The 16968-nt window shown below is 40.2% G+C and carries 9 protein-coding genes; 8 read left to right on the plus strand and 1 reads right to left on the minus strand.

Annotated features, from left to right (window positions below; all coding sequences use genetic code 11):
- The first annotated feature begins 706 nt into the window (after positions 1-706).
- Positions 707-1846, plus strand: a complete 1140-nt coding sequence (locus tag V7K50_RS08930; RefSeq protein ID WP_334959182.1) for a hybrid sensor histidine kinase/response regulator — start codon at positions 707-709, stop codon at positions 1844-1846.
- 129 nt (positions 1847-1975) lie between these two features.
- Here V7K50_RS08930 and V7K50_RS08935 read toward each other — a convergent pair whose 3' ends face one another.
- Positions 1976-2302: a hypothetical protein gene (locus V7K50_RS08935; protein ID WP_334959184.1), complete on the minus strand. Its 327-nt coding sequence runs from the start codon at positions 2300-2302 to the stop codon at positions 1976-1978.
- A 252-nt stretch (positions 2303-2554) separates the two neighbouring features.
- Between V7K50_RS08935 and V7K50_RS08940 the strand changes: the two genes are divergently transcribed.
- The 7 genes from V7K50_RS08940 to V7K50_RS08970 all read left to right on the plus strand — a co-directional run bounded on the left by V7K50_RS08940 (position 2555) and on the right by V7K50_RS08970 (position 16961).
- Positions 2555-5926, plus strand: a complete 3372-nt coding sequence (locus tag V7K50_RS08940; protein WP_334959186.1) for a hypothetical protein — start codon at positions 2555-2557, stop codon at positions 5924-5926.
- Positions 5927-6311: 385 nt separating this feature from the next.
- Positions 6312-6737, plus strand: a complete 426-nt coding sequence (locus tag V7K50_RS08945) for a hypothetical protein (RefSeq protein ID WP_334959188.1) — start codon at positions 6312-6314, stop codon at positions 6735-6737.
- A 413-nt stretch (positions 6738-7150) separates the two neighbouring features.
- Positions 7151-10957 carry an AAA family ATPase gene (locus V7K50_RS08950; protein WP_334959189.1) on the plus strand — a complete coding sequence of 1269 codons (3807 nt, stop codon included), beginning with the start codon at positions 7151-7153 and terminating at the stop codon, positions 10955-10957.
- A 36-nt stretch (positions 10958-10993) separates the two neighbouring features.
- The gene (locus V7K50_RS08955; RefSeq protein WP_334959191.1) at positions 10994-11626 is read left to right on the plus strand and encodes a hypothetical protein; all 633 of its coding nucleotides are present in this window, start codon (positions 10994-10996) and stop codon (positions 11624-11626) included.
- A 398-nt stretch (positions 11627-12024) separates the two neighbouring features.
- Complete coding sequence (locus tag V7K50_RS08960; RefSeq protein ID WP_334959193.1) at positions 12025-13482, plus strand: lipase/acyltransferase domain-containing protein; 1458 nt, start codon at positions 12025-12027, stop codon at positions 13480-13482.
- Positions 13483-13628: 146 nt separating this feature from the next.
- Entirely contained in the window at positions 13629-14540 is a 912-nt protein-coding gene (locus tag V7K50_RS08965; RefSeq protein ID WP_334959195.1) for a hypothetical protein, read from the plus strand.
- 396 nt (positions 14541-14936) lie between these two features.
- Positions 14937-16961, plus strand: a complete 2025-nt coding sequence (locus V7K50_RS08970) for a hypothetical protein (RefSeq protein ID WP_334959197.1) — start codon at positions 14937-14939, stop codon at positions 16959-16961.
- Positions 16962-16968: the final 7 nt, after the last annotated feature.

Here is a 16968-nt window from a genome sequence, read left to right on the forward strand (position 1 = left end):
TTAACTGTCGAATATGGTTTCAAGGAAAGGATTACTCCATTGGACGAAAAATTTTAGCTATTCAGCCAAAATGTGGCTCTTGAGATGCAAAGCGGCATTTCAATGTTATTAAACCTCATCCAGGTTGAAACCAGTAGTTTTTACAGTATTGGTTGAAAAGTTCATATATCAAGGGCTACATATCTCAACTAGCTGTTGAAAAAGCTCCAATGTTCAAAATGGACATCGTTTAATCTGAAAATTCTCTGAAAAAATCTTCCTAAAGTATAAAAAAATATAAAAGCACTGAAGTTAAACTGAAACCAATACAGTTTATTCTGACTTGTGTCCACATCACACTTAGAGGAGGATGTAGCTTATTTCTAAGCGAGAACCTTGGCTCTTACATATAACATAGCCAGATTAACAATTCGTAATTACGTTATGCATGGGAATTTAGACCTCAATCATAAGGTTGTGACCTGTAGAGATCGGAGACTATAACCAGTTTCTTAATTACCAATTAGGTAGCTTGCTTCTCGTTGGAGGCGAGTATTACGAATTAGTAATTATATTGACCAATGCCTTGACTTTTAGAAAAATCTGATGAATCTTCATCGCTGCGTAGTGGTTAGCATGGCGCTTTAAAATACACTTTTGACAACGAAATTTAGCTTTATTATTTTTTTTTCTGCTCAAAAGAAATTAGGTTTATCAAAGGCGTTTTATGAACACTTTATCTTGGAATATAACTTCAGAACAAAGAAACCAAAGAATTCTGCTGGTGGATGACTCAGCTGACAGCCTCCGCTTGCTGCAAGTCACTTTGAAGCTGAAGGGATACAACGTGATCATAGCCGACAGTGGTGCTGAAGCATTGGTAAAAATTGCTGAATCTCCTCCCGATTTAGTACTGCTTGATGTAGTGATGCCGGATATGGATGGCTATGAAGTTACCCGACAAATTAAGCACAACTCAAACTTACCTTTTATCCCAATTTTGCTGGTGACAGGTTCTGAAAAATCAAGTGTCGTCAAAGGTTTAGATGCAGGTGCAGATGAATTTATTTGCAAGCCGGTAGATAAGAAGGAATTACTGGCCAGGGTGCGGGCTTTGTTGAGACTGAAACACAGTATGGACGAACAACTGTTCCTTAGTCAGCGACGGGAAGATTTTGTGACCCGCCTCACTCACGATCTGCGAACTCCGTTGATAGCTGCTGACCAATTTCTAAAGTTGCTGCAAAGAGGTGTTTTTGGCAATACCTTATCAGCAATGCGTGAATCTTTAGAACAAATGGCTCAGAGTAATCAAACTTTGTTGTCAATGGTCGATACCTTATTAGAAGTTTACCAGTATGAAGCTGGAGGCAAAACTTTGGATTTCTTTGTGGTTGACCTGTGGGAATTATGTCAGCAAGTAGTGCAAGAACTAATGCCTTTGGCTAATGTTAAACATTTAACTCTCAAAGCTGTCTTGACAGAGGGTACTGAAGCTTCTTTAGTTAGAGTTAAAGGCGATCGCCTGGAACTACGCCGACTTCTCACTAACTTAGTTGGTAACGCCATTCGCTTCAGTGATGCTGGGTCAGTAGAAGTTCGCCTCAATTCCACTGTTCAAGGGGTAACGATTGAAGTAGAGGATACAGGTATTGGCATGAATCCAGAAGAACAATTACTCTTATTTGATCGCTTTCGACAGGGTAAGCATCAACGTCGGGGGAACGGTTTAGGATTATATTTGTCCCGTCAAATTGTTGAAGCCCATCAAGGGAATATCTCTGTTTCATCGACTGTTGGGAAAGGCAGTATCTTCACTGTTTATTTACCTGTGACAACAGCTTATTCAAAAATGTTATCAGCATAAAAAATTTGGTAAATCGAGCTTAAGGATTTGCAGCGAAATAAGTTACCTAATTTATCAAAAAAACTGATTATAAACGCTTTCAGCTATTCAAAAAGGTAACTTATTAATGCGTGCCTCTTAAGGGAAGTTTTACCAAGATTCATCTGGTTCAGGTGGACGCCAACCACGAGTAGTTGAACTTTCATCACTTAGTCTATCAATTGCGCCAGGATCGCTATTGAGGAATTCATCTAAATCTTCATATCCACTTGGATAATAAAAACCTGATGTAGGTTTGATAGGATTTTCCTTAATTATTATGCTTTCACCAGGTTTGAGATGAGCATATTCGGGGTAATGCTCATCTTGCGATATATCATCAGAAGGAACGATCAACTCATCTCCTGGTGAATCTGGGTCATCGTCATAAAGCATTACTAATAAACCATCTTCTAGCCGTTGAATTCTTTTATTCATAAAATCTAGTGGTAGCTTCAAAATTGTGTAGCTTAAGTAACACAGTGGGGAAATGATAATACGATTAAAAGCGCTGTTCAGCTATTTAACTTTCTTGGAAGTCTGCTAGCAGAGCTAATACCGTATAAAATACCGTCTGCCATGAAATCAGTAAATTATCCACTTGGATGATTTTCTCGAGTGTAATTTCGTGCCAAGGTGAATATTGGAGTTTCATGCTTGCTAGATAAGCTATCTAATAGATGATTGGTAATGGATTTAACCACTAGAGTCTTAGAAGGTTCTGGTTTGAGCATACCTATCTTTGATGGGTCGTATAACAATGGTAAGGGGAGATATTTATCTGAACCAGAAATCATTAAAAATTCTCTGCTCGAACAGATGTTTGAAGCAGAAGATTTACAATCTCTACTACTGGTTAAAATTGACAGTAAAAATCCAGATGCCAACCATTTAAGACAAAGAACCTTTCAGGATGGAATCCGACGCAAGTTAGCTTTCAGTTCTGGCAATAGTTATTACTTTGCTGATGGTTCACTGCATAAAAAAATTAGACGCTTATTCGCTACAGAACCGGATACTGCCTGTCGCTATGGTTCTTTACTAGTTAGTAATTGCTACAAAGGCTCAGAAACTTTTACAGGGCTGCGAGTCAAAATTGTGGACTTTGAAGATCCACAGTATGCTCATTATAAAACAGGAGACTGTCACGGCAAGATTTCGCCCCAACTTGCCAAACAATTGGGAGGAGAAGGGAATTGTCCATTCCAATTTCGGTTTGCTTGGAGGAGTAATTGGGCTGAACCAGATAATTCCCAGTGCCCAAAAACTAGCTTCTTATCCAAAGGTACTTTCCTACCCGATGCGACTTTGACTGATGCCCAAGGCTACGACATTATTATGGATCGTTCCTCAATTAAAGGCATTAAAAAGTCGGAACTCAAAAACTTAATACCCTGCGGTGACTATGAGTTTCCCCAAGCGGTAATCGGGAATCGAGGTAACGCCAAAGCTACCAGCTACGATAATAGTTGGCAGTTTACCATTTGGTACTCAGAAGAAGCAGTCAAACAAGATTTGAGCAAACCCACCGAAGAAAAAGCTAGAGAACTTGCCGAGTTACAGCGCAATCCCTTGGTGTTGGCAAAATACATCATCCAACAATATGACAAACAACAGCGATCGCAGCAAGAGCAGTCAGAAGAAGCTTTAAACGAAATTGAGGGTAATGCTAACAACCAAGCACAGGAATCTCGCTGGATTTCCCTATTACGCAGCGATAAATATGGTCAATTGATTGAAACTCCCAAATTCCGCAAGTTTGCTACCGATTACATAGCCAATCAATGGCGTGACTTAGCGATTAAGGGAGGATACAACCATAATTCGGGTATGGCAATGCCATGCGATCGCCTAACTCGTGGCACAATCTGTGTACCCCATCTACCGGAAGGAGATGTCATTCTCACCCGTTACCCCATTGTCAACTCAGACAACATCCGCCTCTACCAAAACATCCACGATCCAGAATTAAAGAAAACTCGCAATGTAGTTTGGATTCACCCCAAGGATGCTGAAGAATACCACCAAGCCGATTTTGACGGCGACCAATTAATGGTCAGTTCTGCCAGTAAACTGCCTAATATTGCTCAAGAAACTCTCCGCGCAGGTGAACCGGGACGATTTGAGCCAGTTAAACAACGCCCTAAGCTGGCGTATACGGAAATTACAGACGAAGAAGGCAACTTAAAATACAAGAATTTAGCAGAGATTGCTGCTGCCAGCAGTCAAAATAAAGTAGGGCTGGTAGCAACAAATATTGGACGTGTACAGTCATCGATGCCCCAAGAGGGGGAGAATGTAGAGCGATTTGGCAGACGACAAAGGAAGCTACTAAACCGTCTATTTCAGGCACTTCAGGTTGAGGTAGATTCGCCCAAAAGTGCAGAAAGATTGGAAGATATCAAAGAAATAGGTGGGGAAAATTTGCTCGCCGATGCCAAAAAATGGTCAGAGTCTCACCCCAGTTACTTTTTTGACTTTAAGAAAGATGAACGGCTTTATCGTTCCTTTGCCATGCCTGCGGATGCTCCCGGCTCAATTAACGTCATTGCAAGAGTTGTAGTCAATCCTGTGTGGGAACCAACACGCATTCGCAGCAGAGATAGGCATGAGTTTCGCTACCTGTTTCCCAAAGAGACGCTATCTGTAGATGCCTTGGAATGGGCAGAAGAACTGAAAACAAGGTTTCAGGAAGCTAGAGACGAAATTAAGGAACGGGTGGGAGATGACAGGGAAGCCTTTAATGAGGAACTAGGAAAGCTCTACGAAAGCTATCGGGCGGAAATTGATGAATTATTCATTAGTCCAGAAGAGAGGTTTGTAAATCCTGCGGACAGGTTCCGCCAATGCGTAGCGTCTCGCAGAGAAGGCGCGGCGGCACTGTGGCATACACAACACACCCGTCCAGAATTAGATCGGCATCGCAAAGACTGTTTAAAGCTGGCAGAACAGATGGAAATTACGTTTTCATTTCAGCACGATTATGAACTGCCAAGCGTTGCATTACCACAGGATATTTATGTTTTGAGTGTTCCTTTCGGTGCAGGTGCTATTAAATGGAAAGAATCTTTAGAACAAAAGGGAATTAAATTTGATGCCACTATTCATCCTCAATTACCTTTGATTGAATTTGCTTTGAAAGACTTATCCCCCAAAGTAGTTGATAAATTAGCAGCTAAATTTGGCGAAAACATTAACGATTTAGATGACCTTAATATTCCGAAGGATTTGAGAATTATCCCGCCGGCAGATCATAGTTGGGCAACATCACGTCAGGATTCAGGTGTTGGTGCTTTGGCATATAACCTGTTTACAGAGGAAGTATGTCAACAGCTTCAAGATTTTCAATTTGATGAAATTAAAGTGTTGGGTATCAAATACAATCACTTCGCCAATGAAAACTTTGCTAGTAAGCAATGGAAAAAGCGCAGCGTTACTTTGGAAGTGGGAGTTTTTGAGTTACCCGAATCTCATCCAGAGTTTTATCGTTACAACGGTACACCAATATTACAGATTGATGGTAAGAATTTAGGTACTTTTGCTCCTGACAGTCCGAAACTGCCGATTGGTGCTACATTTGCCGCTACTTTGCAACCAGATGGCTCTAGTATTATCCTCAAGGTTAATCCTGAGTCAATCAATTTGCCAGAAGTTCCCTTACCGGAATCAGAACCAAAGTTAGATACTGCTGGGCAATTCCGAGCCATTCACCGTGAACTCTGGCGTAAAGAAATGTTTGATAATTTAGTGGGGGCGATCGCTACTACCTACGAACAGCGACAAGCCAATCAATCTGCAAGTAATGAAATTGAGCAGTTTAAAATTGGTAGCCATTGGACTGCTTATGTGCAACCCAGTGGTGATTTTATTGTGCGTAATGAGGGTAAGCGGACGATTTGTCGAGGTAATCTACAGACGGGTGAGGAGATATTTCCACTTTCAGAAGAACGTGCCAGTGAGCTAGAAGCGATGATTTTAGAGAGGGAACGATTACTTCACAGAAAACATGATTTATCACATAATGGACACCATATTAGCAGTCAGAATATTGAGTTAAACTAAAGTCTCACAGTGCATATCTAACTCAATATATTCGTTGCCGTTTTAGTCCCACCTCTGGGCAAAGTGATATTTTACTCATTTCCTCAACTCCTTAATAAACGCATCAATCGCAAATCAACAAGTACTTTTCTTTACTAAATTATCAATTTATATGCTGGAGAGCAAGGTAATGCCAAAAATATAATACTTTGATAAAAAACCATTTTTATCGCCCAACGTTTATCTTTAAATTTATGTATTTGATAGGAAAAAATATTAGGATGTCCTCCTTTATTTTCTAGCCCCAATTCATTAAATGCTTCTTATCGCGGTTTTCTGTTCCAATGATACTTATACCCCAGTTTTAGAAATCACAAAACGCATTTGTTAATCAGAACTCATACAATTGGTTATTTGTAAAATAAAATTAGATGCGTTTACCCTGCTGGCTCTCCCGGTTCTCCTGAAACTTGACTACTGGTTTCAAATGATTCTTCAATTGCCTTATAAAGAGCGCTATAGCTTCTTCACAAACATTGGATTTAATGATAACTCCGCAACCCTTGTTAGCTTCTTCACAGCGCTTCCGGCTATTATGCAATACAGTTTTTCTCCTTGCCCTCTCCTATCAAAGCTTTCAGATTTGGGGATGTACCTCATAGCTGCCGTAAGTGCTGTATTGCCAGCCAAAGCATCGAGCAAATCCATGATGCTGTCACGACGTATTCCAAACAAAAAAGTTATAAAGTTTTTGTCTAAATTCCGGAAATTGCGCTATTATAGATTACACGTCTTGCTTGCAAAAGTCAAAAAATCAGAAATGTCATTCTGAGCGGAACACAGTGGAGAGAAGAATCTCACCAGATGTTTCGCTCCGCTCAATATGACAATTTAAGCATTTATGCAAGATGTCTATTGTTATTTTATTGAGGCATAGCCTGTCAGTACTTCCCTTTCTGACGCTTTGTCGTCGATATTACTATGCGTTGGGGGACTAGTGGCTATCCTTTTTTATGCCTGTGACTTGTTAGCGTAATTTCCCGTTTTGGCACATTCCCGCCTAATTCATGACTCTGGAGCGCGAATTTCGGTCGCCATCCCAAAACCCTTGAAATGTCGTAGTATATCAAGTCAGAAACAAAGGCTACATGAATTCGCCAATAAAGTCAATTCATCTGCGAATAAATTCTTTCTTTTTTGTCCAAAGTCCAAAAGAATAGAATACCCGTGATACATAACTCTCCTATGACATCATTACCAGCGACTAATCTTGCTGCTATATCCTTTGAAGAGCACATTCGATTGTTGAAGGAAAATTTTCAAGGGCGTAGCTGGGTCTTCGTGAAAATTAATGAGTGGCTGCAAGGTGAGGATGGACAGTTTCTTATCCTTACAGGGGAGCCAGGGATAGGCAAAAGCGCCATTGCTGCTCAACTAATCCAGACTTGCGATGACATTAAAGCCTATCACTTTTGCCGATCGCGGGATGTGGAAACCGTAACACCCAGTCGCGTCCTTAGGTCTTTGGCTGCTCACTTGGCAGAGAATGTGCCAGATTATGGACTAGCTCTAGTAAATTCCATCAAACCTTACATAGTGCAAGTAGAACGTAGTATTCAAAATGTTGGCTCTGCGATTAACAGCCAGATTGTGGGAGTCTACATCAAAGAACTAAAACCAAGCGATCCGCAAAATGAACTGGATATCCTGATCCGGGCACCCTTGGCGAAGTTGCAGGAGATGTATGCCGAGCAGCAACAAAAGCCGCCTACTTTAGTAATCCTGATTGACGAACTGGACGAAGCTGTAACCACCACAGGAGAAGAAAACCTAGTCACCCTGTTGAGGGCATTGTCCCGCTCAGAAAGCTTACCCAAATGGGTGCGTTTTGTCCTAACTTCTCGTTCAGATCAGCGAGTATTGGGAGACTTTATACCACTTCAGCACCAAGAACTAGAGAAAATATCGGTTCTGAAGCAGCGTCTGGATGATATCAAGCTATATGTCAAGTTTCGAGCGAATCAGGAAAAGCTCCAGGTGGAGTTGCAGAAAGTTCAGAATCCCGAAAAGCTGATTGATGAGATCGTAAAACTTTCAAAAGGCAATTTCTTATACACCAAGGTTCTACTGAACGCGATTGAAAACAAAGAACAATCCTTGGACTTGAAGGATGACTTGTTTGATTTACCCAAGGAGATTAATGACATTTACCACAACTTCCTCAACCGATTCAAAGAAGATTGGGAAAACAAATATCAGCCCATCTTCGGAATTTTGTCGGTAATACAGGAGCCAGTTACAGAAGAACAGTTGGCAAAGTTTACAACAATCGAGCTTGAGCAAGTGAAGCAATACTTGCGAAGAGCACGCCAGTTTTTGACTGAGGAGAAAGATAAAGCAGGCAATAAGACTTACACTATTTTTCACAAATCATTATGGAATTATTTGCTAGACAGAAACGTAAACACTGATTTTTGGTGCGATGCCAAAAAGCAGAATAACCTAATTGTCAACTACTACAAAAAACCCGAACAGTCTTGGGAAGAGGTAGATTTTAAAAAGGTAGACAAGTATGGGCTTTTACACTTACCAAAACACCTAGATGCTGCTGGGCGGGAAGAAGAATTCTATTCACTGTTAACTGCATCAAAACAATGGATGGAAACTAAATTTAGGGTTTTTTCCAGCGATACACCTTATGTAGATGACCTTGAATTAGCAATTGATAAGTTTGTTGATCCATTGGAACCAAACGAACTGCTAACACTAGTAAAGCTTTACACAGCAAGGTTGGTAGTATACCAGCGAGCCAGTAGCTATGAAAATACTGATTTAAAAACATTAGTATGGTTAGGACGAGAAACAGAGACACTAAGTCATGCTTACTTACGTGCTGATGCTGAGCAGAAGTTGGACGCTTTACTAATTATCCATAATGCGCTGCAAGAAAAAGGTCAGTTTAATCCCACTTTTTTAGATGAGGTTTTAGATAAAGCTAAGGAAGTCGCACAAAACGAGATTGAGGAAGCTTCGCACTTAACAGATTTGTTGCGGAATTTGACAATAGCCTTAGTTCAGGCTGAACGCTTAGACGAAGCTGAAGAACTGTTACCCAAAATCAAGAATGATACCTTTGAAAAAGTAGAATTGTTGCGAGAGTTGGCAACTGTCCTAGTGAAGAATGGAGATGACGAGAAGGCAAGTCTCTTTTTTAGAAAAGCTGAGGAGCTTGTAGGGACAATAAAAGAACCCTCAATTAAGATAAAGGCTCTTTTGTATTTAGCAACTAACTTAGTGAAGAATGGAGATGACAAGAAGGCAAGTTCCCTTTTTAGGGAAGCTGAGAAGCTTGTAGAGACAATAAAAGAACTCTCAATTGAAAAGATAGAGGTACTGCTGAATTTTGCAACTGCCTTAGTGAAGGCTAAAGATGATGAAAAGGCAAGTCTCTTTTTTAGAAAAGCAGAGGAACTTGTAGCAGCAATAAAAGAACCCTCAATTAAGAGAGAGGCATTGCTGTATTTGACAACTGCCCTAGCGAAGGATGGAGATGATGAAAAGGCAAGTCTCCTTTTTAGGGAAGCTGAGAAAGCTAATGGAGTCTTGAGAGAAACTAAGAAAATTGCAAGTGTAGAAAATGATTGGGAACGGATAGAAATATTGCTAATTATGGCAATCTTACAAGCGCAAGTTGGGTTTGCTCAGGAAGCTAAAGGGATTTTCGACGAAGTTGAAGATTTTTCCTGCCAACAGGAGGACAAGGACAAGCGGGCAAATATGCTACGCAAGTTGGCAGAAGCATTAGCTCAAGCCAAAGATATCAAGAGAGCATGTGCAGTTTTCAGCAAAGCGATGAAAGTTCCAAACGCCTTTGAGGAAGGTTGGGAGGAGGCAGAGTTAAGGCTGAAGTTTGCAGAAATCTTAGTTCAGGCTGGATTTGCTGAGGAAGCGCATTCAGTCTTCAAAGATACTAGACGAGCCATAGACGCCATTAAGGGAGTGGGGAAGGAGTGGGTGCAAGCAAAGGTTTTGCGAAAGTTGGCAGCAGTTCTAGTGCAGGCTAAGTTAACTGAACAAGCTGGTGAAGTTTTTATTGAAGCTGAGAAACTTGCATTTAATACAAGGAAAGATGCACGGGAACAAGCACTAAGTAAATGGGCAGTAGTCTTATCGCAAGCTGACTATCCTCAGAAAGCAACTCTAATTTGCACTGATCCTGTGAAATTTGCAGAAGTAAAACAACAGATGGATGAATGTAGGGAACACATAAAACAAACTCGTAAAATTGTAAAAGATTTATCATCGAATGAAAGTCAGGTAGAAGAATATAAGAATTTGGCAGCAGAGATAAATCAGGCTAGGAACTCTACTGAAGTGAGGAGAATTGCAGATGCTATAAGAAATTCTACAAATCTATCTGAATTAAAAGACCTAGGGGAATTAGCAATATTCATGGTTATGGTGAAGCAAATTACTACTGCAATAAAAGTCATACGCGCAGTTGAAGATGACCTAGAGCAGAAGACACAGATGCTAAGTGATTTTACAGAAACTGTGGCTGGGCTTGGTTACTTTAAGGAAGCTCTCAGCATTCTTGAACTAAAAAACAGTCCGAGCCGCTTTTTAGATAACTTGGCGAAATGGATATATGCTTCTGAGGAGGTTGAGCAAAAGCTAGAGATTCTCAAAGAAACAACACGCATTTTTGGGTGGATATATCCAGACTGGGGTCAAATTTATGACCAGTTGCTTTGTAACAGCATCGGAGAAGTTCCTATTTTTGGGAATCCAATACTGAAATTAGAAGACAAAGAACTGTTAAATAAAAGAATACAGGATAATAGAGAACTACAAAAGAACGGGGATTTCATAACTATCCCCCCTGAACAAGCCCAACGACTTGAAGCTTGCATTCAGGAAGTGGCTAGCATTCTTTACAATAACATCCCCAAAAGCGGAATTACCCTCGAAGGTATTGAAAAAATTGTTCGGGAGCAAATTATACTGCGTGTTAGTACAAAAATTATCAGTTTACACCAAAGCTTTGAATAAAAGTTCAACGTAAGTTCTAAAAAGGAGCAACAAAAAATGGAAAAGCGTACTTATAAACATTTGCAAACGGCAGACAAAGAAGCCAACTTTAATAAAGGTAATGAGAGGCTGGAGTTACTCAAGAGTTTCAAAAGAATGCTAGTAAACTCAACTAGTCTTCGTTTTCTGTCCTCGATTATAACACTTTCTATTTTGAATGTAGCTAACAGTAGCTTTGCCTTTCCAGCTCAAGTGAGAGACTGTGGACAACAAAATGAAGATTCGTGTTTGGCTACTTACTGGTATCCAAACACAAATTCTGTCACCACTCTAACTTTATCAAAGAATACTCAGGTTGAGATACTATATTGTCGTATTGTTGAGAATGATCAAGGGAGATGGTGCTATTTAGAAGGGTATGAAAACTTTCAGCGGAAATCTATATTAGCTCCACGATGGGTTCTTTATGTAAATATCTGTGCTGACTCTGATGATGGTTTTCCTTTGTTATATTGTAAACCGAATTCTATTAATCAGCGTCTACAAAATGTAAACAATTTTGTAAAAAAACAGTTAATTCGTCAATTTTATTGCACTCCAGGGAAAAGTCCAATAGCATGGTTTGACCGTGAAATAACCGATAACTTATGTCAGCCCAGTAGAAGCATAGAAGGTAGTGTATCGCAGTAGTAATATAGCTATATTCTGAACTTCGGTGTAGAGATGCACTAGAGCAATATCTGTTTTCGAGACAAATTTATTCAATTCAAAAGGAGTAAGTATAAATAACAAAAGCCAATAAATTGATTTCAATTTGGAATTACGAGATCTAGAGCTTCCAAAGGACACAGATGAGTCTTTAAAGGGTTCCTTCAAGGTTGCTGTCTTACCCTCCTCAGAAATTGAGGGAACACGGGAATTAGTCTTAGTGACCTGTGACTACGATGGGTAGAGTTGGTGTCTCAACTTTTTGGAGTTGCCCAATAAAAAATAGAGATTGAGAAGGATTGCCTGTCCTCATATCCTTTTTGCGACACAACCAGTTAATAAGCAAACAAATATAAAAAGCTTGAAACGAGCTAAAACCAATGGCAAAAGTACAAATGCGTGATATTGTCGTTATTCTACCAGGGATTATAGGTAGTGTGCTTCAGAAAGATGGCAAAGATGTGTGGGCAGTATCGAGACAGGCTGCGTGGCAGGCTTTGCGTACTTTAGGGGACTCACTTCAGTGGCTAAAATTGGCAGGAGACGACCCCAACGCTGAGTATTTGGACGATGGTATCAAAGCAACTCGTTTGGTTGACGATGCACACCTTGTTCCAGGTTTGGTCAAAATTGATGGCTACACTACGACTGCACGATTGATAACTGATCACTTTGAGGTTATTCCTGGCGATATTCGCGAAGATAAACCAGCAAATTTCTTTAAATTTCCCTACGACTGGCGACGTGATAATCGTGTAAACGCGAAAATACTCAAAAAATATCTGGATTTGCGTTTAAAACAGTGGCGAGAATACACGGGTATTAAGGATGCTAAAGTCATTTTAATGGCACACAGCATGGGTGGACTCGTTTCTCGGTATTACCTGGAAGTGTTGGAAGGATGGCGAGATTGTAAAGCTCTTATTACCTTCGGTACACCCTACCGAGGTTCTCTTAATGCTGTTAGCTTTTTAGCAAACGGTTATAAACAACAATTCTTAGACTTAACTGAGGTAATGCGATCATTTCCTTCCGTCTATCAATTGATGCCCATATACAAAATTTTAAAAATAGGCAACGATTACCATCGTATTGCCGAAGCACCTGTAGAACTTCCCTACATTATCAAAGAACGCGCTGAAGATGCTCTCAAGTTTCACCGCGAAATTGAAGATGCTGTAGATAGGTATCAAAATGATGCAGCTTATCTTAAATCTTACAAAATCATTCCTATAGTAGGTACTAAACAAACTACTTTCCAATCAGCAAATTTCACTGCTGGTAAATTAACAATTAATTTAGAGTTACCTACAGGGGTTGATTCCCTCTTAGGTGATGGTGATGGAACTGTTCCCTATTTATCAGCGATACCCATCGAATTATCTAGTGAATACAGGGAAACTTACATCTCTGAGCAACATGGTTCGCTCCAAAACAACAACAAAATTTTAGGGCAACTCCTCGAACGTTTAAAAGGAATGCAAGTACAAGGTTTAGGTAATATTCGCGATCCATTTGATGTTGAAGTAAGTCCAAAAGCCGCAGAGCAACCAGCTATTAGTTTGACTTTGGATGACCTCTACTTAGCAGATGAGGCTATCGAGGTACGCGCCAAAATACTTAACACAGATAGAGATAACGGGCAATTGAAAGCCAAAATAGAACCGATTTCTGGTGACGGTAAATCTTTGAATGTAGATTTTCAGGAGCAAAACGGAGAATGGGTACTAACACTTGGCGATTTAGATCAAGGTTTGTATCGTCTAAAAGTACAAACGGAAAAAACTGGCGTTCAGGCTCCTATTCCTGTTAGTAGCTTGTTTGAAGTAGTGAAATAATCTCACTTGTAATGAGCAATTAAGTAGATGAATTTTGTAGAGAGATGGTTAACAAAGTATCAACGCGAATAAACTTTATCTGACGCGCTGATAAAATTGATTTGTCTACAAACATATCTTATGATATAAAAATCAAGGAATCTTGTATGTCACAGAATGAATGGAAATGGTCTAAAGCAAACGAAAAATCATTAGCACAGTTTGTAAATGATAAAGCATTTGAACTATTACTTAAGTTACCTGTCAATCGTTTTGATTTAATTAACACTCCCGAAGACCGCAAAGAACTAATCAAGACAATTTATGAAACTCTCCTCAGTCTTAAAATTCATTATGCTCATGAAAAATATCAACCAGAGAAGGAAACACAACTTATACGAAAACCTTCTGAAATTCTCTCAAAACCAGGAGAAGGAACGTGCCTAGATTTAGCACTTCTCTTCTGTAGTATATGCTTTGGGTGTGATTTATTACCATTGCTGATTGTAATTGAAGGTCACGCATTAGCAGCAGTATCTCTTAACTATAAGCGGCAGAATGATGAATGGAATAAAGCCTTTGAGGCAGAGCGGAACTTATTTAATAATAATGAATTGTTTGCAGGAGAAGAAAAACGAGAGAAACTATTGGGGCTAATTAATGATGGAGATTATATTGCCATCGAATGTACAGGTTTTGCTCACTCCAATACTTTGAGTGATTTGGAGCAGCCAGAAGCCAAGAAACGGGAGCAAGACGGAAGCTTAAAATTTGATAGAGCTATTGATGTTGGTCGTCAACAACTTAGCAACCCGAAGCGACCTTTTAAATTTGCAATTGATATTGCAGCCGCTCAATATCTTTGGAAGATTAAGCCTTTAGAATTTCCAAGTTTATCAAGTGAAGCAGCTCAAGTAATTACAGCTGTAGCAAAGCAAAAATTTGGCACACTCAAAAACGGTAAAGTAATAGGTATTGATGCAACAGGACTACAGGGTGGTGGAAAGTTAAAATCTATACAAGAAGTTGATACTATAGAAGGTGGAGAATTTATAGGAATCAAATTTGATAGTCTTTAACCCTAATTTCTCACAAAGCCTAAAAAAAGAGGGGTCAAAAACTGTGAAAATTTAGATTAACAAAGAGTTTCAGCAGTTTTGTACATGACCCCAGTATCCACAGATTGTATACCAGAACAATTGCAGTTTAAAAAAGTAGATACACTACCGCTCATAGTAAATTTCCAGGGTGAGACTGTAACAATACAAAAACATGAAACACTTGATAATTTATTTTTTCTCAAAACGTTGTTTATTCTCAGTCATATGAGAAAAGTAGCTTGAGGATAATTGTTCATAAAACTGCTAACTGTCAACATTAGCCAACTGGACAACTTATAAATCGCCATTTGGTCTAGCTGTTTCCAGATAAAGTCTTGTTAGGTTAACTCTTAAGGCAATCAGCTTTGAGTACCTATGGCTACCAAAACACTGACCAAACCTAAGCAAAGACAAAATTCTCAAAATCGCTCATGGGAAAACCTGACAGATCGCCGCAAACTCCGCCATATTGAAAACACATTGGATAAAGCGATCGCATCCTCAATTCAGGATGATTCTATCCAATCCCACGAAGACTTTAAAGCCTATGTAGAAAACTACAGCCAGGAATCGGGTAAAGCCCCTATCACAGTAGAACTCTGCGTTGGAGGTGGCGATGATGACGAGATTAGAGGCTATCGCTTCTACCTCACCAGCGATCCCAACCACAGAACCAGTGGCAAGTACCTGATTAAAAACCTCGAAGGAATTACCAGCAAAGATGAAAACTACTTCACCCCTTCTAACATTGCAGAAATTTGCGGTTTTGCTGAAACAGAACTAGACGATCTCGATGATGAATTAGAAGATGACCTGCTAGATTTAGATGACGAAAATGAAGAAATAGATGATACAAACGACGAACTAGACGACCTATTAAATGACGATTTCAACACCAAACTTGATGACCTAGATGACTTAGGTGAAGAAGACGAGCCATCTGTTAGTCGTGTTAGCGCAACCCAAACTAAAACTCAAGCCAAAACTTCAACTAAAACCCAAAGTAAGTCTCAGCCTAAAACACAACCTAAAACTCAGGACAGAGCTAAGACCAATAAAACTGCTGCCAAAAACTCCAAATCCAGAGAGCCTCTAGACGAAGCTTCGCGTTTAAGTGCCACAGCTGCCACCAATGGACGAGAAGTAAATGGGGTGAATTTAGCAGGCTTAACAGGTCAACTGGCATCTCTGGGAATTGCGGTAGGACAAGGTGTTTTGGAACAGCTAGCAGCCGAGGCTGATTCCAAGCGGCTTGAACGAATTCTCAAAGAACTCCAACAGCAGAATGAGCGCGTAGATAACATAGCCAGTCGCTTGCAAGAAGCAAAGCCGGACTCACCGGAGTCTCAAAAGTCTCAAGATTTTCAAACTGTATCTGAAGAATCAGTCACAGATAATCCACTGGCTGTAGCTGCTACCAAAATCGGCTCGAAAGTAGACAATCTTGGTTCCAAACTAGACCCTAAATACCAATCTCAACCATTTGAATTAGATAAGGATGCTAACGTTAGCGAACAGCTTGACCAAATTGAAGCCTACCTGAAAATTCTTTCCAAGCGACTTGACCGTTTAGAAATGGTAATTAGCCGATTGGAAAAACAGATGGCAGCACCACAGAATAATTCTACTGTTGTCGAATCAGAAACTGATGCAGATATTGTCCAACCTAACTCTGCTAACCAGCCACCAGCAGACGTTGACATTTTAGAACATCTGACGAAACGCCAAGCACAGCAACAACAAGCTGCCTGTGCCGATGCTTTAGTGGGGTTTGCCAAAGTAGCTGGTGAGTTATTTGACCAATCTCCCCAAGCAGGTATCGCCATTTCCAGTAACAAAACTTTATGGGTAGAACCACAGGACAAGCAGGTAGCCATCGCTTTAGAGAATACCCAAGGTGAAACACTCTTTGCTGGTACTCGCAGTCAGGGAAAGTGGGCGATCGCACAAGACAATCTCAGCCCTGATGAAAAGACGGGCATCTGCAAACTGCCACAGTCGAAAGAAGAATATGCCCTCAAAGCCAGTACCCAAGCATTAATTCAAAAATTTCAAGAACAACTACCTAACCGATTTAACAGCAACGATGAACCGACATTCACCTGGACTGAAAAGGGCAAAGTCAAGTACGAGTTTGAAGTAGTAAAACTGCCCAACGGTACACGGTTACTTCAAGGATTTAACCCTAATCGTAACGATGAACAAGTGCTTGATGCCGTTTTAGTACCAGGGCAGCCCCCGGAGATTTTGCAGTGTAGCATCCCCCTGCGTGAGATAGAAACGCTACTGGACAATCAACAATCAACTCGCTCTACCCAAGCCCAGACTGATAAAGATACTGCAAGGCAACGCCAGAAACAAACTCAAAGAAAAGCCAGCAAACCAGAAATGCAAGTTTAATTCTACA

The sequence above is a fragment of the Nostoc sp. genome, assembly GCF_036917135.1.
Taxonomy (GTDB): Bacteria; Cyanobacteriota; Cyanobacteriia; order Cyanobacteriales; family Nostocaceae; genus Nostoc.